This window comes from Enterococcus italicus (genome assembly GCF_023743875.1).
GTDB lineage: Bacteria > Bacillota > Bacilli > Lactobacillales > Enterococcaceae > Enterococcus_G > Enterococcus_G italicus.
Genome location: NZ_JAMRVB010000001.1, coordinates 704,828 through 723,048 on the forward strand (window position 1 = coordinate 704,828; position 18,221 = coordinate 723,048).

The 18,221-nt window shown below is 40.3% G+C and carries 13 protein-coding genes and 1 pseudogene; 10 read left to right on the forward strand and 4 right to left on the reverse strand.

Annotated features, from left to right (window positions below; genetic code table 11):
- Positions 1–107: 107 nt before the first annotated feature.
- The 4 genes from NE257_RS03390 to NE257_RS03405 form a co-directional block, all read right to left on the reverse strand.
- Positions 108–2,039: a PTS fructose transporter subunit IIABC gene (locus tag NE257_RS03390; RefSeq protein WP_251851414.1), complete on the reverse strand. Its 1,932-nt coding sequence runs from the start codon at positions 2,037–2,039 to the stop codon at positions 108–110.
- A gap of 11 nt (positions 2,040–2,050) precedes the next feature.
- Positions 2,051–2,968 carry a 1-phosphofructokinase gene (pfkB, locus tag NE257_RS03395; protein ID WP_007208510.1) on the reverse strand — a complete coding sequence of 306 codons (918 nt, stop codon included), beginning with the start codon at positions 2,966–2,968 and terminating at the stop codon, positions 2,051–2,053.
- The gene (locus NE257_RS03400; protein WP_251885768.1) at positions 2,965–3,720 is read right to left on the reverse strand and encodes a DeoR/GlpR family DNA-binding transcription regulator; all 756 of its coding nucleotides are present in this window, start codon (positions 3,718–3,720) and stop codon (positions 2,965–2,967) included. The genes pfkB and NE257_RS03400 overlap by 4 nt, the downstream gene beginning before the upstream one ends.
- Positions 3,721–3,853: 133 nt before the next feature.
- Positions 3,854–5,395, reverse strand: a complete 1,542-nt coding sequence (locus NE257_RS03405) for a ClC family H(+)/Cl(-) exchange transporter (protein ID WP_251885769.1) — start codon at positions 5,393–5,395, stop codon at positions 3,854–3,856.
- A gap of 135 nt (positions 5,396–5,530) precedes the next feature.
- Here NE257_RS03405 and pcrA point away from each other — a divergent pair, with 135 nt between their 5' ends.
- From pcrA to NE257_RS03450, 10 genes and pseudogenes are all read left to right on the forward strand, one after another.
- Positions 5,531–7,792 carry a DNA helicase PcrA gene (gene pcrA, locus NE257_RS03410; RefSeq protein ID WP_251886438.1) on the forward strand — a complete coding sequence of 754 codons (2,262 nt, stop codon included), beginning with the start codon at positions 5,531–5,533 and terminating at the stop codon, positions 7,790–7,792.
- Between the two features lie 14 nt (positions 7,793–7,806).
- Entirely contained in the window at positions 7,807–9,822 is a 2,016-nt protein-coding gene (gene ligA / locus NE257_RS03415) for an NAD-dependent DNA ligase LigA (protein WP_251885770.1), read from the forward strand.
- A 114-nt stretch (positions 9,823–9,936) separates the two neighbouring features.
- Positions 9,937–10,242, forward strand: coding sequence for an Asp-tRNA(Asn)/Glu-tRNA(Gln) amidotransferase subunit GatC (gene gatC / locus NE257_RS03420; RefSeq protein ID WP_007208505.1), 306 nt, complete (start codon positions 9,937–9,939; stop codon positions 10,240–10,242).
- The gene (gatA, locus tag NE257_RS03425; RefSeq protein ID WP_251885771.1) at positions 10,242–11,714 is read left to right on the forward strand and encodes an Asp-tRNA(Asn)/Glu-tRNA(Gln) amidotransferase subunit GatA; all 1,473 of its coding nucleotides are present in this window, start codon (positions 10,242–10,244) and stop codon (positions 11,712–11,714) included. Before gatC ends, gatA begins: the two co-directional genes overlap by 1 nt.
- A complete protein-coding gene (gene gatB, locus NE257_RS03430) occupies positions 11,711–13,141 on the forward strand; it encodes an Asp-tRNA(Asn)/Glu-tRNA(Gln) amidotransferase subunit GatB (RefSeq protein ID WP_251885772.1) in 1,431 nt (476 codons plus the stop codon). Before gatA ends, gatB begins: the two co-directional genes overlap by 4 nt.
- 10 nt (positions 13,142–13,151) lie before the next feature.
- Positions 13,152–14,180, forward strand: coding sequence for a diacylglycerol kinase (locus NE257_RS03435; protein ID WP_251885773.1), 1,029 nt, complete (start codon positions 13,152–13,154; stop codon positions 14,178–14,180).
- Between the two features lie 114 nt (positions 14,181–14,294).
- Positions 14,295–15,668 carry a 23S rRNA (uracil(1939)-C(5))-methyltransferase RlmD gene (gene rlmD / locus NE257_RS03440; RefSeq protein WP_251885774.1) on the forward strand — a complete coding sequence of 458 codons (1,374 nt, stop codon included), beginning with the start codon at positions 14,295–14,297 and terminating at the stop codon, positions 15,666–15,668.
- Between the two features lie 879 nt (positions 15,669–16,547).
- Positions 16,548–16,742: pseudogene (locus NE257_RS11735) on the forward strand (phosphotransferase); the annotation flags it as partial.
- Between the two features lie 218 nt (positions 16,743–16,960).
- Positions 16,961–17,701 (forward strand): DUF6994 family protein, encoded by a 741-nt coding sequence (locus tag NE257_RS03445; RefSeq protein WP_251851431.1) that lies wholly within the window; start codon positions 16,961–16,963, stop codon positions 17,699–17,701.
- A gap of 57 nt (positions 17,702–17,758) precedes the next feature.
- Positions 17,759–17,962, forward strand: coding sequence for a plasmid pRiA4b ORF-3 family protein (locus tag NE257_RS03450; protein WP_143139703.1), 204 nt, complete (start codon positions 17,759–17,761; stop codon positions 17,960–17,962).
- The last annotated feature ends 259 nt before the right edge of the window (positions 17,963–18,221 follow it).

The following is an 18,221-nucleotide window of genomic DNA, read 5'->3' on the forward strand; positions in this document are numbered from 1 at the left end:
TTCATTTTGACCTCAAAAGAATATTTTGCCATAAAAAAACACCCCAAATCTTAGATTTTTAAGTCTAAGATTTGGGGTGCAGAACAGAATCGTCCTCTTTTAACTTATTATTTTGTTACATCTTTTTTTAATAATCCGTAAATGACACCTGAAACAATAGCACCAATTAAGATAAATACTAAGTACAAGATTGGTTGGCTAACTAAAGGAATAACAAAAATTCCGCCGTGTGGTGCAAGCAATTTGATTTCAAATGCCCCTACAAGTCCACCAGTTAAGGCTGAACCTACGATGAAACTTGGGATAGCGCGTAGTGGATCAGCGGCAGCAAATGGAATTGCACCTTCAGATACGAATGATAATCCCATGACGATATTGGTTAAACCAGCATCAACTTGGCTCTTATCGAATTTCTTTTTGAACAAACGTGTTGCAACAAAGATTGCTAATGGAGGAACCATCCCCCCTGCCATAACAGAAGCCATCACTACTGAACCACCTGAAGCTACTGTGCTAGCAAGTGTACCTGTACCGAAAACATAAGCCGCTTTGTTGACTGGTCCACCTAAGTCGACCGCCATCATTCCACCAAGTATTACACCAAGTAGCGCAGCGTTTGTTCCACTCATACCACTTAAGAAACCATTTAAACCATCGTTAATGACTTTCATCGGAACATTGACTACTAACATCAAGAAACCAGTAATTAATAAACCAAAGAAAGGATAGAAGAGAATGGTTTTGATTCCTTCTAATGATTTTGGTAAGCCTTTAAGAATTTTTTTCAAGAAGACTACAACATACCCACCAAGGAAACCACCAATCAAGGCACCAAGGAATCCAGCACCACCAGTATTGGCTAAGGCACCTGCAGCAAAACCGACAATTAATCCAGGGCGGTCAGCGATACTTGAAGCAATAAATCCTGCTAAAACAGGAAGCATAAAGCCAAATGCAGCGGCACCAATTTGGTTAAAGTAACCTGCGACAGTATTGTAACTACCTAGTTTGCTTAATTGATCATGTGGAACACCGATAAATTGGTCAATCATGAATGATAAGGCAATCATGATCCCACCAGCGATAACGAATGGTAACATATGTGATACACCATTCATTAAGTTTTTGTAGATTTGTTGTCCGACTGAACCAGCAGCAGCTTCTTCATCGCTAGAATCAGCAGAACCTTCTGCGTGGAATACAGGAGCTTTTCCTTCGACTGCTAAGTTTAGTAGTTCTTCAGTTTTGCGGATACCGTCACTTACTGGGCGGTTCAATAATTTTTTACCATCAAAACGATTCATTTCAACTTTTTTGTCAGCAGCGACAATGACAGCTGTCGCACGTTCGATATCTTCAGCTGTTAAGCGGTGTTTGATGCCTTCAGAACCATTTGTTTCAACTTTGATATCAATCCCTAATTCTTTGGCTTTCTTTTTCAGTGCATCTTCAGCCATGTAGGTGTGAGCAATTCCGGTAGGGCAGGCAGTAACAGCGACTACGTATGGGCGTTCATTAACTTTGACAGTCTCAGATGCTGCCTTAGCTTCCGCTAGAGCTTCTGCTTTTTCTTCTTCTTCACGGGCATTTTCAGCTTCAGCAAACAAAGATTGTACTTGCTCAGGAGAATCTGCTTGTTTTAATTTCCCAACGAAATCTGGATCAATTAATTGGCGAGAAAGGGCAGCAAGTGCTTGAAGGTGAGTATCGTTTGCGCCTTCTGGAGCGGCAATCATAAAGAATAGGTATGTTGGTTGGCCATCAAGTGCCTCGTAATCCACACCATGTTTGCTCTTTGCAAAAAGGACAGTCGCTTCTTTAACCGCTGCATTTTTTGCATGAGGCATTGCGATACCGTCACCTAAACCAGTCGAAGTTTGCGCTTCACGATTTAAAATACCTTCTTTAAAAACAGCGATGTCGCTGATTCGACCTGTGTCGTATAATTTTTGAACCATTTCGTCAATTGCTGGACGTTTTTCTGTTGCTTGCAAATCCATGATCATTGCATCTTTTACTAATAAATCATTGATCTTCATCGTCTTTCCTCCTATAAGTCAACTTTTTGAATTGTAACTTCTGGTAATAATTCTTCAATAAATGCAGCTGTTGCTAAATCATCTGAAAAAGCAGTAGCACTACCACAGGCAACGCCCCACTTGAATGCTTCAACTGAATTTTTTGTTTTTGCATAATGGCCGATAAAACCAGCAATCATTGAATCACCCGCACCAACGGAATTTTTAAGGGTACGTTTTAATACATTTGATTGATAAATACCTTCTTTACAAAATAGTAAAGCACCATCGCCAGCCATTGAAATAATAACGTTTTGTGCACCTTCATCTAAAAGTTTTTGTGCGTATGGATAGATGTCTTCCGTTGATTCAAAACTAGTGTGGTACAAGTCAGCTAGTTCATGGTTGTTTGGTTTCACCAAGACAGGTCGAGATGGAAGAGAAGAAAGTAAGTCAGCTCCCGTTGTATCAATCACGAATTCTGCGTCTTTATCTTTGATGATTTGGATAAGTTCCTCATAAAAACCAGCTCGTAAGCTTTTGGGTGTGCTTCCAGATAGAACGACAATATCACCGGCTTGGACTTTGCTGAGTGTTTCTTTTAAAGATTGTGTTTCTTCATTTGTTAGTTGTGGACCAGCACCGTTAATTTCGGTTTCTTCGCCAGCTTTTAATTTTACATTAATCCGGGTATCATCAGAGACTTTTGTAAAATCAGTGGCGATCTTTTCCTCTTTTAACCAATTTTCAATGAAGGTACCAGTAAAGCCACCAACAAATCCTAATGCGACAGAGTCAGAATCAATTCTTTTAAGAATACGAGAGACATTAATCCCTTTTCCACCAGGTAATTTAAAATCCGAAGTCATTCGGTTAACATCGCCCATTTTCAAGTCATCGACATGAACAATGTAATCAATGGATGGATTGAGTGTCATTGTGTAAATCATTTGTTTGCCTCCTTAAGTGTTGTCTTTTGCAAAAATTTCTTTTTAAGATCGGCTGGACAATAGTCGGTGATGATGCATGCTTCGGCTAACGTACCAACTTGTGTAAACGTAATTTGTTGAAATTTAGAATGGTCGGCTAATATGTAACTATGCTGACTATTATTAAGTCCAATTCTTTTCAGCAATCCTTCTTCCGTGTCGGGGGTGGTGTATCCGGCAACTAAATGAATGCCATTGATGCCAATAAAGGATTGGTTAAAACGATAGCGTTCTAATTGATTAGCAGGAGAGGTGCCAAGAACTGCATTGGTCGTCAGCTTAATTTGACCACCGAGAATGACAGTGGGAATCTGTCGATCAATTAATAAAGAAGCATGCTTGACTGAATTAGTCACTACTTTTAGCCGATAATCGGTCGGTAAGAAGGGGATCATAGCAAGCGTCGTAGTCCCCGCATCTAAATAAATGATATCATCCGGACGAATCAGTGAGGCAGCATACTTAGCAATGGTTTGTTTTTCATTCAAGTATGTTTTTATTTTTTCACTCATCTCTGCTTCGAACGTCAGCTGATGAATCCGTTTTGCACCGCCATGAATACGGACAAGCAAGCCTTGATTTTCCAGCGTTTGCAAGTCTCGTCGAATGGTTGACTCGGAGGCGTTTAGCGGAGTCATCAAATCATTGATCGTGACAATCTCAGTCGAAGTTAAATAGGACAATATGCGGCGATGTCGTTCTTCTGTAAGCATTTTCAATCACCTCTTCATCGCATAGTCTAGCATAGCTTTTGACAGAAATCAATCAAAAACAATAAAAAACAGTCAAAAACATCCAAAAAAAGTGAACCATTGCACAATGGCTCACTTTGAATGCTGAATTCCTTTAGATTATTGGATTAATTTGAACTACTAGTGTTTTTTTCAACTCATTGGCTTCAGAACTATCTGCCATTATTAACAGAATGTCGCCAGCTCGCATAATGGTCTCGCCGTGGGTCAAGATGACTTGCGTGCCGCGTTGCAAAGAAATCAGCAGCATATTTTTAGGCCATTGGAAATCTCGAACGGCAATCCCATCTAATATGCTCTCTGCTGTAATCGGAATTTCAATTAACTGCCGTTTTCCAGTAATACGTTTGGATTTGTTTTTTAATAAGCGCTCGAGCAATGATTCATAGATTGGTGATCCACCTAAACTATCTACTACTAAATAGGCGACGAGTGAGACTAAGCCGGTCGCCATGAGATGATGAAGTGAGCCGACCATTTCTGTAATGAGAATAATAGCCGTCAGCGGAGCCTTCCCAATCGCTGCAAAATAACCAGCCATTCCGACGATAATAAAGTTGCGAATATAGACCGGATCTAGTCCAAACACTTGTACGGCAATGGTCGCAAATAAGCAACCAAGAATCGCACCCAAGGTTAGGATAGGTAAGAAGATGCCACCTGGTAACGATGAACCGTAAGAAATCATTGAAAAAATAAATCGAAGAGCGAATAAACCAACCAATAAAGCAATGCCATAATTGTCTTGCTCAAGCGAGGTGATGATCTGATTGCCACCACCTAGTATATGGGGGAAGAACAGACCTATTGGAATGACAAGTAAAAATGGAAGCATGCCATGGAAGTGACTAGGTAATGGCAAGTGACGAAACAGTCTAGGTAAACCCAATAAAACGTATTGATAAAAACGAGCAAATAGACCTAGTACTAAGCCAAATAAAATAAATAGCCAATAATAACTCAATGGTACATCTTGCAAACTCCCTAGATAAAGGACTGGCTGCAGCCCAAAGACATATAGTGAAATAAAATTTGCCGTTAGAGCAGAAGCAAATGAAGTCAGCCAGACTAATGGTGAAAAGGTATGGTGCACTTCTTCGATGACAAATAATAAGCCAGCGATTGGTGCGTTAAAGGCCGCAGCTAGTCCTGCGCTAGCTCCGCTGGAAATTAATATTTTTCGTTCGAACTTCGGAACCTTTTGTGTATCTGCTACACCTTGACCAATAGTCGCACCTAGTTGAATAGATGGGCCTTCCCGTCCGAGAAATAGACCAGCGCCGACGGAGAGTGCACCACCGACAAATTTTTTCCAAAGAACGGAAAACCAAGGATAATCGATTTCATCTTGTAGCTGTCCTTCTACTTGAGGGATCCCACTTCCTTTTATGTTTGGTTCACTTTTGATTAACCAACCAACAAATAATGCGGTACCAATCGAAAGAATTGTCCACAAGAGTATCCGCAATGGTTGGTGCTGGCTTGATTCATAAAATGTGACGATAAAATCTGAAAAGTGTTCAATCAAAAGCCGAAATAGACTGACAACAATACCAGTCAATCCACCGACTAGAATTCCTTTTCCTACAAATACTAAACGCGTGCGATCAATAAATTGCAACTCGTCGCGCCCCATAGTGGTCACCTCTTTTGTGTTTTTTCAAACATGCAATCGTAATCGATTGCTTATGCTACCTTATAAAAATATCATTTATGTGCTGTCCATTCAATGCTATAATATAAGTGATTGACAAAGAAAGGATGTTGAATGATGTCATCCCGTGAGGAATTATTAAGAGGAATGAATCCTCAACAAAAAGAAGCTGTGCTCGCTACAGCTGGGCCACTCTTACTTATGGCGGGTGCTGGAAGTGGGAAGACCCGTGTCTTGACCCATCGTGTCGCCTATTTAATTCAAGAAAAAGATGTGAATCCATGGAATATTTTGGCGATTACCTTCACCAATAAGGCGGCGCGCGAAATGCGTGAGCGAATCCACGCCTTGGTAGGACCGGAGAGTGAAGATATTTGGATATCGACCTTTCACTCGATGTGTGTACGCATCCTTCGCCGCGAAGTAGAGAAGATTGGCTACAATCGTAATTTCACGATTCTCGATTCATCTGATCAGCTCTCATTAATGAAGAGAATGTTAAAAGAACTAAACATTGATCCTAAAAAATATGACCCTCGTGGTATTTTAGCAAGTATCTCAAATGCCAAAAATAAATTGCAGACACCAGCCAATGTTTCGAAATTAGCCAGTTCTTTTATTGAGCTGCAAGTTGCCCGTTGCTATGAAGCGTATCAAAAAGAACTAGTCAAGAATCAATGCATGGATTTTGATGATTTAATTATGAACACAATCGAATTATTTAAAAAGCATCCAGATGTCTTAGCTTTTTATCAAAATAAATTCCACTATATACATGTCGATGAGTACCAAGATACCAACCATGCGCAGTATACATTGGTCCGGATGTTGGCCGACCGCTTTGAAAATCTGTGTGTCGTTGGAGATGCGGATCAAAGTATTTATGGCTGGCGTGGCGCTGATATGCAAAATATTTTGGACTTTGAGGATGATTATCCCGCAGCGAAAGTCATCTTATTGGAGCAAAATTACCGTTCTACGAAAACCATCTTGACGGCAGCAAATCAAGTCATCAAACAAAACAAACAACGAAAAGCTAAAAACTTATGGACTGATAATGAGCCTGGTGAAAAAATTGTGTATTTCCGTGGAGAAAACGAGCACGATGAAGGTCGATTCGTCGTTTCTGAAATTGTCAAACGCGTGCGATCCAAGGAACACGTATATGGGGAGTTTGCCGTCTTGTATCGTACCAATGCTCAATCGCGGGTAGTCGAAGAATCACTAATGAAAGCCAATATTCCATACAAGCTTGTCGGCGGACAAAAATTCTACTCTCGAAAAGAAATTCGCGATGTGCTCGCGTACTTAAATGTGTTAGCCAATCCGAGTGATTCAATTAGCTTAGAGCGAATCATTAATACGCCAAAACGTGGCATTGGACCGGGAACTGTCGAAAAATTAAAAGCTTTTGCTGATGAAAATGGTTGGTCACTTTTTGAAGGAGCTCAAAATGTCAATGTTTCGACAATCTCTGGTAAAGCAAATCGGGAATTAGAGCAGTTTGGTCTGTTACTGACTGATTTGCAGCAAATGATTCCGTTTCTTTCGTTGACTGAATTGACCGAAGAAGTCTTGAAACGTACGGGTTATCTCGATGAATTAAAAAATCAAAAAACCATCGAGAGTGAAGCGCGTATTGAAAATATTCAAGAGTTTCTAAGTGTGACCCAAGAATTCGATCGCCGCTATGCAAGCCAAGCAGAGGATAGTGAAGCTGATCCGACCGAAAAGTTGGCCGAGTTTTTAAATGAGCTAGCCTTGCTTGCCGATGTCGATAGCTTCGAAGAGGATAGTTCTCAAGTGACGTTAATGACACTTCACGCTGCCAAAGGGCTGGAATTTCCAATTGTCTTTTTAGTTGGAATGGAAGAAAATCTCTTTCCACTTTCTCGCACGTTAATGGAAGACAAAGAATTAGAGGAAGAACGCCGCTTAGCGTATGTCGGTATTACGCGTGCTGAAAAGCAGTTGTTTTTAACCAATGCGATGACGAGAAACCTATACGGACGCAGTCAATACAATCGTCCTTCACGTTTTTTGGAAGAAATTGACGATACGTTGTTACATTATGAATCCAATCAACCAGCTACAAATTCCTTTGCAAAACGACAAGTACGGCCCGTCATTACTCAGACGCAAGCTCGACCAGTCGCTTCATACAAGCAACCGTCGACACAAGGAGTGACCAGTGCAACTCAATCAGGTGCGGAATCTGTTTGCTGGCAAGCGGGCGACAAAGTAACACACAAAAAATGGGGTACCGGTACGGTTGTTCGAGTGAGCGGCACGGCCAAAGATATGGAACTAGACATTGCCTTCCCACAACAAGGGGTCAAACGGTTGTTAGCAGCCTTTGCTCCAATTGAAAAACAATAGCGAGGAGGATTCAGATGAAACAGACCGTTGCAGAACAAATACATGACCTTCAAAAAAAGCTGACAGAATACGCCTATGCTTATTATGTCAAAGATCAACCGGTCGTTGATGATGCCTACTATGATCAGTTGTATCAGCAACTTGTCGCTCTTGAGACAGCTCATCCAGAATACCAAACCAGTGATTCACCGACGCAACGTGTCGGCGGTGTGGTACGTAAAGGATTTGAAAAAGTTGTCCATGAAATCCCACTCTATTCGTTAAATGACGTCTTTTCAAAAGCAGAGATTATCGCATTTGATCAGCGCGTTCAAAAAACGCTTGGTCATGCGGTGAGCTATATTTGTGAGTTAAAGATTGACGGCTTATCCATTTCTTTGAAATATGAGAACGGCCGTTTGGTTCGAGGTGCGACTCGTGGCGATGGCACAATCGGGGAAAATATTACAGACAATAGCAAAACGGTCAAATCAATCCCATTGACGTTAACAGAGCCGATTGACATTGAAGTGCGAGGAGAGTGCTATATGCCAAAAGCCTCTTTCCTCCAGCTGAATCAAAAGCGAGAAGAAGAAGGGCTGGATATATTTGCCAATCCACGCAATGCCGCAGCCGGTAGTATTCGCCAACTGGACTCAAAAGTGACTGCAAGTAGGAACTTGAGCACGTTTTTATATACCTTAGCTGACTTTGGACCACTCCATGTGACCAATCAGGCAGAGGCATTGACGCATTTAGATGATTTAGGCTTTCGGACTAATCAAGAGCGAGCTGTCTGCTCGACAATCGATGACGTCTGGGCGTATATTGAATCGTTTCATGACAAACGGAGCCAATTACCATATGAAATCGATGGCGTTGTTATTAAGGTCAATGACTTTTCTGACCAAAATCAACTAGGCTTTACCGTCAAGGCACCAAGATGGGCAGTGGCGTACAAATTTCCACCTGAGGAAGCCCAAACGACAATTGAGGAAATCGAGTGGACAGTGGGACGGACAGGTGTCGTCACACCAACAGCCGTCATGACACCTGTGCGCGTGGCAGGAACAACTGTTGCACGCGCCAGTCTTCATAATGCAGACTACATCAAAATGAAAGACATCCGACTACACGATCAAGTAGTGATTTATAAAGCGGGCGATATTATTCCAGAAGTTGCCCATGTGATTGAAGAAGCGCGGGATGCAGCAAGCCAGCCCTATACAATACCGAAAAACTGTCCGGTATGTGGCAGTGAATTGGTCCATCTTGACGAAGAAGTTGCTCTTAGATGCATTAATCCCAAATGTCCGGCATTGCTGAAAGAAGGCATTAGCCATTTTGTCTCGCGCGATGCGATGAATATTGAGGGCGTTGGCCCGCGAATGATCGAGCAATTTTTCAATCATGGCTTCGTGGAAGATGTGGCTGACTTGTATCGTTTGACATTAGATCAGCTATTAACTATTGATAAAGTAAAAGAAAAATCAGCGACCAATATGCTCCAAGCGATTGAAGCTAGTAAGCAAAATTCGCTTGAAAAATTACTTTTCGGCCTCGGTATTCGACATGTTGGTGTCAAAGCGGCTAAATTATTAGCTGAGCGCTTTGAGACACTTACACAATTAAGTCAGGCGACCGTCGAGGAAATATTGACCGTCGCCACAATAGGGCCGACGATTGCCGATAGCTTAGTCACATATTTCGCTAATGAAGAAGTCCACGAATTAATGACTGAATTGAAAGCTGCCGGAGTGAACGAGGCATATTTGGGACTAAAAAGCCAAGACGTGGCCGAAATTGAATCTGCCTTCCAAGGGAAAACCGTAGTCTTGACTGGAAAATTACAAACCTATACGAGAGATCAAGCAAAAAAACGAATCGAGGAACTGGGCGGCACCATTACGGGTAGTGTCTCAAAAAAAACGGATCTTGTCATAGCTGGTGCAGATGCCGGTAGTAAACTGACCAAAGCTCAAGCACTGGATATACCAGTCTGGACGGAAGAAGAAATGATTGCCGCGCTAGAGTCCAAACAAAATGAATAAGTATTCGATTTTACTTAAAAAAAGACATGAAAACGTATGAAACATAGGTTTTGTGTTTCATAGAGGGTCATTAAGTGTTACAATCATAAAGGAAAAAACTAAGAGGGGGATCTTATGGCTATTAGTGAAGAGCAAGTATTGCACGTAGCAAAATTAGCAAAGCTTTCATTTTCAGAAAGTGAATTGCATGAATTTACAAATCAGCTTGGCAAAATTATTGAAATGTTTGAAACATTAGAAGAAGTTGATACGACAGACGTACCATTTACCTCCCATGTGGTAGATGGCATCAATGTCTTAAGAGAAGATATTGCAGCTCCTGGTTGGAATCGCGATGAATTGTTGCGTAATGTACCAGAATCTGAAAATGGCTTTATTAAAGTACCAGCAATCATTGAAAACGGGGAGGCGGGTGCGTAGTGGCGACATTTTATGACAAATCAGTAGAAGAACTACACAACTTGTTAGTATCAAAAGAAATCAGTGCAGTCGATTTGACTCGCGCAACCTTTGATCGCATCAAAGAAACGGAAAATGATGTCGATGCCTTTTTAACATTGAATGAAGAAAAAGCTGTGAAGATGGCTGAAGCAATTGACTTGAAAGGAATCGACGAAGGCAATGTGTTAGCCGGTATTCCAATCGGTATCAAAGATAATATCGTGACCAAAGATTTAGTAACGACAGCTGCTTCAAAGATTTTATATAACTTTGATCCAATCTACGATGCTACGGTTATGCATAAAGTCTATGAATCAGATCTTATTCCAGTTGGGAAATTAAACATGGATGAATTTGCGATGGGTGGAAGTACAGAAACTTCTCATTTCAAAAAAACCAAAAATGCTTGGGATCATTCGAAAGTCCCTGGTGGATCATCTGGTGGTTCAGCAGTGGCAGTAGCAGCAGGACAAGTACCAGTCTCATTGGGAACAGATACAGGTGGCTCAATCCGCCAACCCGCAGCCTTTAATGGTGTAGTCGGTATGAAGCCTACATATGGCCGTGTGTCACGTTTTGGCTTGATTGCTTTTGCGTCTTCACTTGACCAAATTGGTCCATTCACACGAACAGTAAAAGACAATGCTTTAGTATTAAATGCTATTAGTGGCTTTGATGCCAAGGATGCGACATCATCTGGTAGAGAAGTTCCTGATTTTACCAAAGATATTTTAGCTGGTGTTAAAGGCATGAAGATTGCTTTACCGAAAGAATATTTAGGAGAAGGAATCGCTCCAGAAGTCAAAGAAACCATTTTAGCTGCGGCTGAAACTTACCGTAAATTAGGCGCAACTGTTGAAGAAGTGAGTCTACCCCATTCAAAATATGGCGTTGCCGTCTACTATATTATTGCCTCTTCTGAAGCAAGCTCGAACTTGCAACGTTTTGATGGTATTCGTTATGGTTATCGCTCAGCGAATGTGAAGAATTTAGAAGATGTTTATGTTAATTCACGTAGCGAAGGCTTTGGTGAAGAAGTAAAACGTCGTATCATGCTTGGTACATTCTCACTTAGCGCTGGTTACTATGATGCGTACTTCAAAAAAGCTGGCCAAGTCCGTACTATGATTAAGCAAGATTTTGACAAAGTATTTGAAGAATATGATGTTATCATCGGCCCTGCAGCACCAACTGTTGCTTTTGGTCTTGGCGAAAACATTGATGATCCATTGGCTATGTATTTAGCAGATTTACTTACCATTCCAGTTAACTTGGCAGGACTTCCCGGTATGTCGATTCCAGCTGGCTTTGTAGAAGGCTTACCTGTCGGCTTACAAATTATTGGGAAACACTTTGATGAAGCAACAATGTACCAAGCTGCTTTTGCCTTTGAGCAAGCGACTGATTTCCATTTGAAAAAACCAGTGATTTTAGGAGGGGCTAACGCATGAATTTTGAAACCGTCATTGGACTAGAAGTCCATGTTGAATTAAAAACCAACTCCAAAATTTTCTCACCAGCACCAGCACACTTCGGAGCAGAACCAAACAGCAATACCAATATTATCGATTGGGGCTATCCAGGGGTATTACCTGTAATGAATAAGCAAGCCTTGGAATTTGGGATGCGTGCAGCTTTAGCATTAAACTGTGAAATTTCTAAAGAAACGCACTTTGACCGCAAGAACTACTTCTATCCTGATAATCCAAAAGCGTATCAAATTTCTCAATTTGACCAACCAATTGGACATGACGGCTGGATTGAAATTGAAGTCGAAGGCAAAAAGAAAAAAATTCGCATTGAACGTGTTCATTTAGAAGAAGATGCCGGCAAAAATATGCACGGAATCGGCGGCTATTCATACGTCGATCTAAACCGTCAAGGTACTCCTTTAATTGAGATTGTATCAGAAGCAGATATGCGTTCACCTGAAGAAGCGTATGCCTACTTAGAAGCGCTACGCTCAATTATTCAATTTACCGATGTATCTGATGTCAAGATGGAAGAAGGATCCATGCGTTGTGACGCAAATATCTCGATTCGCCCTTATGGCCAAGAAGCATTTGGTACCAAAACTGAATTAAAGAACTTAAATTCAATGACCTTCGTAAAAAAAGGCTTAGCATTCGAAGAAAAGCGCCAAGCCAAAGTCTTACTATCTGGTGGCGAAATTCAACAAGAAACACGCCGCTTCGACGAAACAACCAATAAGACCATCTTAATGCGGGTAAAAGAAGGATCATCTGACTATCGCTACTTCCCAGAGCCTGATCTACCACGCTTTGTAATTGACGATGAGTGGATCAATGAAGTACAAGCGAGTCTACCAGAAATGCCACAATCACGTCGCCAACGATACATTCATGAAATGGATCTACCAGAATACGATGCGATGGTTCTAACACAAACCAAAGAGATGTCTGATTTCTTCGAAGCAACGATTGCTCAAGGTGCGGACGCCAAGCAAGTTTCTAACTGGTTAATGGGTGAAGTTTCAGCGTACCTTAACAGTGAAAAATTAGCGTTAGCAGATACCAAATTAACGGCTGAAAACCTCGCCGGCATGATTCAATTAATCGCTGATGGAACAATCAGCTCGAAAATTGCCAAAAAAGTCTTCCGTGAATTGATTACCAATGGCGGCAGTGCCAAAGAAGTCGTTGAAGCAAAAGGATTGGTCCAATTATCTGATCCAGCTCAATTATTGCCAATGATTAATGACATTTTGGATCAAAACAGCCAATCCGTTGAAGACTTCAAAAACGGAAAAGATCGCGCGGTCGGCTTCCTTGTCGGACAAATCATGAAAGCCTCAAAAGGAAAAGCCAATCCAGGTGTTGTCAACAAGTTACTTCAAGAAGAATTAGCCAAAAGATAGAAGGTAAATCATGAAAAAAGCACGCGTCATTTACAATCCAACTTCTGGCAAAGAAACAATGAAAAAAAACTTAGCTGATATTTTAGAGGTCCTTGAACAAGCTGGATATGAAGCAAGTGCCTTTGCGACCACGCCAGAGGAGAATTCTGCCAAAAATGAAGCCACCCGAGCTGCATTGGCAGGCTTTGACTTAGTTGTCGCTGCTGGAGGGGATGGAACAATCAATGAGGTTGTTAACGGCATTGCCCCACTAGAAACACGCCCTAAAATGGCAATTATTCCTGGTGGAACAACCAATGATTATGCACGAGCTCTTAAGATTCCACGGGATAATCCCAGATCTGCAGCCGAAGTAATCTTAAAAAATCAGACTATTAAAGTGGATATCGGTAAAACACCGAATAGCTATTTTATTAACATCGCTGCAGGAGGCCACTTAACTGAGCTAACCTATGAGGTGCCATCTGAACTAAAAAGTATTTTTGGCTACTTAGCCTATTTAGCTAAGGGAGCTGAACTACTACCACGGATTAAACCAATCAAAATGCGATTGGTTTATGATGAGGGAGAATATTACGGCAATGCCTCGATGTTCTTCCTTGGGCTAACCAATTCAGTCGGTGGCTTTGAACAAATCGCACCAGATGCAAAATTAGACGATGGTAAGTTTTCGCTGATTATTGTCAAAACAGCGAATATCTTTGAGATTATTCATCTCGTTTCATTGATGTTAAATGGCGGCAAGCATATCAACGATCATCGTTTGATTTATACGAAGACCTCACGCTTGGAAGTAGATGTACCAGATAAAAGTCATCGCTTGATGATTAATTTAGATGGCGAGTACGGTGGCGATGCGCCAATGGTCTTTAAGAACTTGCACAATCACATTGAGTTTTATGCAGATGTGGACGCGATTCCAGATGATGCCGTGATTGGTCCTGATGAATACGAAGAAATTAGTCGTGATTTTATCAAAGAAGCTGAAAAATTAAATGATGAAGACATCGATGGCGATGGAATCATCGGCCAAAAATGAAAATAGACAGGTGAGGGAACTTACGAAAGGACCCTCACCTGTTTCGCTTGCCAAAGAAACCAAAAGCAAGCTAGAATAAATCGAAGAGAAATGAGCAATATAAAGGAGAATACTATGAAAGACTATCCAGTCAAAAAAAATGAAGAACAAATTGTTACAATTTTAGACCTTTCCCACGAAGGAATGGGGATTGCCAAAGTTGATGGCTACTTATTATTTATTGAAAATGCCTTACCAGAAGAAGAAGTCCGCGTACGAATCGAAAAAGTCGGACCAAAATTCGGCTTTGCAAAAGTATTAGAGTGGTTAAAAGAAAGCCCATACCGAGTAGAAGAGGCCAAAGAAGAGTTATTACGCACAGGTATTGCTCCATTAAGCCATCTAACGTATGAAAAACAACTTTCATTCAAACAAGACCAAGTAACTAATGTTTTAAAGAAAATTGCACATATGCCAGATGTACCAGTCAGCCCGACGATTGCGATGGAAAAGCCGTCTCACTACCGCAACAAAGCGCAAATTCCAGTCCAAAAAATAAACGGTCAACTGACGACTGGTTTTTACCGTAAGCATAGCCATACATTGATCCCACTTGAAGATTTTTATATTCAAGACCCAGCCATTGATGAAGCTATCGTAGAAATTCGCGATATTTTGCAACGTTTTGGTGTCAAAGCATACAATGAAGAAGCGCACGAAGGATTCTTACGCCATATTATTATCCGTCGTGGACACTACTCGCATCAAATGATGGTCATCTTAGTTACCCGTAAACCAAAATTCTTCCAAGCTGATAAAATTGCAGAAGCGATCAAAGTGAAGTTACCAGAAGTCGTGTCAATTATTCAAAATGTGAACGAAGAAAAAACGAATGTCATCATGGGACCAACAAATCGTGTCTTATATGGTCAATCATACATTGAAGATCAATTATTAGGCAAAACGTACCGTATTTCGGCACAATCATTTTACCAAGTGAATACTGAACAAGCAGAAAAATTGTATCAAGTTGCAATGGATTTCGCTCAATTAAGCAAAAATGATATTGTTGTCGATGCGTATTCAGGTATTGGTACGATTGGCTTGTCACTTGCAGACAAAGTTGACCACGTGTACGGGATGGAGATCGTAGCTGAGGCAGTCAAAGATGCACAGACCAATGCAGCGATTAATGGTATTACCAATGCAACGTATCTAGAAGGTAAAGCTGAAAAAATTATGCATCAATGGGCACGCGAAGAAGTTCAACCAACAGTAGTCTTTGTCGATCCACCGAGAAAAGGCCTAGATGCATCCTTTATTGATGCGACTTGTGAAATGCAACCTGAGCGCGTAGTCTATATTTCTTGTAATCCTGCAACAATGGCTCGCGACGTGAAGCTATTCGCCGAAAAAGGGTACCAATTAGAAAAAGTCCAGCCGGTTGATTTGTTTCCGCAAACGGTGCATGTGGAAACCGTGGTATTGATGTCAAGGATTGATAAGTAAGATCGTAATAAGATAAGTAAATAAAGGCTTTCCGTGATTTGAGGTCTGGTTCTAAGCCGGAAGGATAATCACGGTTTTTTGCATTGAGGGAAGTTATCCAAGATTGGTGAATTTCGAAATTTGTTAATTAGTAGATTAATTGATGTTGTGAGTTGATAAGATTGACAGCATAAAAGTGCTGAGTGGATAGAATTATTGTCAAAAAACAAGAAAACCAATATTCCTTGATGGATGACCGCTCTAGTTAAAGTTTCTTTCTATGAGAAGGAAGAAAGAGAAGAGTTTAATCCGTTTAATCATTAAACAAATTAATAGAAATAAAAGGTGTAACTCTAGCAGATTCGGCTAGAGATTTCTCTGTCTAGTTTATTGTAGCCTATCCAGACGGTGTCTATTTCCGTGCGAACAAGCCCAACGCTTTTTTTAGGATTTCATTTTCCTCTTCCAATTGTTTCATTCGTTTTGTCTGAGCTTTGTAATCATCGGAAGTAAGGCCAGTAACTTTGTCTTTCTTTTTATCTTGGAACCATTTGAGAACCGTGGAGTAACTGATTCCATATTCAGCGGAAAGCTCCCGCGGCGTTTTCACTCATGCTTTGTGTAGCTGAACAATATTCTGCTTAAATTCATCTGTATAACGTTTTACCATGTTTTATGACCATCCTGTTTATTAAGAGTATGTCCTCTATAAAAAGTTGTCTCAAGTTACATACTACATCTACCTTATAGATGTTCAATTGTCGATTTATGATTACTCTAATTTAGAGTTGGATCAAGCACATGAAATTTTTGAAAAGCGAATCAAGGAATCCGAACTTGAGAAAGAATATAAATTGATTGGCTTATCAGCATTAGCAAAGATTAAAAAAAAAGACTGCCCTTTGTCATTTCGATATTCACTTTTTAAATATTATGTATGATCATTCAGAGGATTCCATTATTGACTGGGTGAATGCAAAGCTAGGTAATCCTGTTTTGGATATAGCTAGAACCTACATCATTTTAAAACAATATGCGCAAAGAATGGCAAATAAATATCTAAAGCTTATTTCAAAAAAGGGGACTATGAATTAGAAAAAATCAAAATGGCAATTCCATTGATGGCAATATTACGAATGCTCGAGACTGATGCAGAAAGTTATCACGGGAGCTTAATAGCGTTATTCTACAGATAAATTGTTTCCAATACGTAACGATTTGTGATTTTTGACAGCTTTGGATCCTGTAGAAGAATTTTGTGATGGCTCATGTTTGCAATTATATCTATTATCAATTTGTTTAGGTGATGAATCATGAAAAATTATTTTAGTGATGTGAATCAATTAGACAGCAATCGATTTAAAAAATATTACGATGCGTTAAAAATAGTCGATCAATTTGAACAGGAGTACCGCGATGCTGACAAATACAGTAAGTTACTCTATCAGAATTTAGCGGAACAATTTTACCCTGATGTAATACCAATCAAAATTTATGGATCGTGGACACTAATGGATGGGACAACACGATTAGGATCGGATTACATCGGTCCGTCCAGATATTTTTCTTATAAGGCTGGGCTAAATGGAGAAGAAATTTTTGAGTTGACGCAGATTGCCAGGACACTTGGCGGCCATATGTTATGGCCGAGAAATGGCACAAATGGCTCTATTAATACAGCAAGAGGTGCGAGTCTTTATCATGACAGAATTGACTTGGCTCTTTATGCTATAAAGTGTTGGTATGAAGGGGATGCTCATTTATTATTAAATAAAAAGATGGTCAGAGCTTTGAACGATGAAGTCACAAGGAAATGGTTACTAAATTTTGGGCAGGACCTTGTTGGATTTGAGAAATTTATGAAGCACTTCAAGCTGGAAAGTTTTGTTGATCGTTCTTTTCAAGTATTTGATTTAACTTCTTATGAAAAGAATGATATGGCAATTTTGACAAATGACATTAATACAGCAGCAAAGGACAAAGAAGCTTTTGAAAAATATATTGCAGGTAACCTACAATGTATTAAGCGACGTAACGAGCAAATGAACACATAAATATCTTATTGTAAGAATAAAATAGCCAGTTACTCATTATCACTGTTGAAAGCACATATGCATTTACGGCAGTCCAGAGCGTATAGTGGTTTGCCTATGTATGACTATGGTTACGGTTGGGAAATTACTTTGAGTATAGAAGAGGTACTCACTATTTTCATTTCCACGAGTTTCTGTTGGCAAGTATATGGTATCGTCGAAGATATCGGTGGTTTGGCACATTTTGCTGAAATGCTGGATGATTCGTTCCATGAAGAATAAAAAGACTTCACTTCATGTCTGGATAGCACCAAATAGATTTGTCATCATTTGATATCGTCGATTGCAAATTTCGTTTAAAAATCTTTTACGCTTTCTCGTGATTGTTAGAAGTATCATTACGAACCCACAAAAGATTCACTAAAACTATTAAATAGGTTATATCTTGGAAACCGAGCTCGTAATTATTAGAAGTATTGATTAACTCAAAGAGCCTGAGACAGAATTGTTCAGCTAAAAACAAAAAGTCCATAAACTCCAT

What these genes read in the sequence shown, in the direction of transcription:
- NE257_RS03390 (WP_251851414.1), bottom strand. Translation starts at nt 2,039, where the DNA reads ATGAAGATCAATGATTTATTAGTAAAAGATGCAATGATCATGGATTTG.
- pfkB (WP_007208510.1), bottom strand. Translation starts at nt 2,968, where the DNA reads ATGATTTACACAATGACACTCAATCCATCCATTGATTACATTGTTCAT.
- NE257_RS03400 (WP_251885768.1), bottom strand. Translation starts at nt 3,720, where the DNA reads ATGCTTACAGAAGAACGACATCGCCGCATATTGTCCTATTTAACTTCG.
- NE257_RS03405 (WP_251885769.1), bottom strand. Translation starts at nt 5,395, where the DNA reads ATGGGGCGCGACGAGTTGCAATTTATTGATCGCACGCGTTTAGTATTT.
- pcrA (WP_251886438.1), top strand. Translation starts at nt 5,531, where the DNA reads ATGTCATCCCGTGAGGAATTATTAAGAGGAATGAATCCTCAACAAAAA.
- ligA (WP_251885770.1), top strand. Translation starts at nt 7,807, where the DNA reads ATGAAACAGACCGTTGCAGAACAAATACATGACCTTCAAAAAAAGCTG.
- gatC (WP_007208505.1), top strand. Translation starts at nt 9,937, where the DNA reads ATGGCTATTAGTGAAGAGCAAGTATTGCACGTAGCAAAATTAGCAAAG.
- gatB (WP_251885772.1), top strand. Translation starts at nt 11,711, where the DNA reads ATGAATTTTGAAACCGTCATTGGACTAGAAGTCCATGTTGAATTAAAA.
- NE257_RS03435 (WP_251885773.1), top strand. Translation starts at nt 13,152, where the DNA reads ATGAAAAAAGCACGCGTCATTTACAATCCAACTTCTGGCAAAGAAACA.
- rlmD (WP_251885774.1), top strand. Translation starts at nt 14,295, where the DNA reads ATGAAAGACTATCCAGTCAAAAAAAATGAAGAACAAATTGTTACAATT.
- NE257_RS03445 (WP_251851431.1), top strand. Translation starts at nt 16,961, where the DNA reads ATGAAAAATTATTTTAGTGATGTGAATCAATTAGACAGCAATCGATTT.
- NE257_RS03450 (WP_143139703.1), top strand. Translation starts at nt 17,759, where the DNA reads ATGCATTTACGGCAGTCCAGAGCGTATAGTGGTTTGCCTATGTATGAC.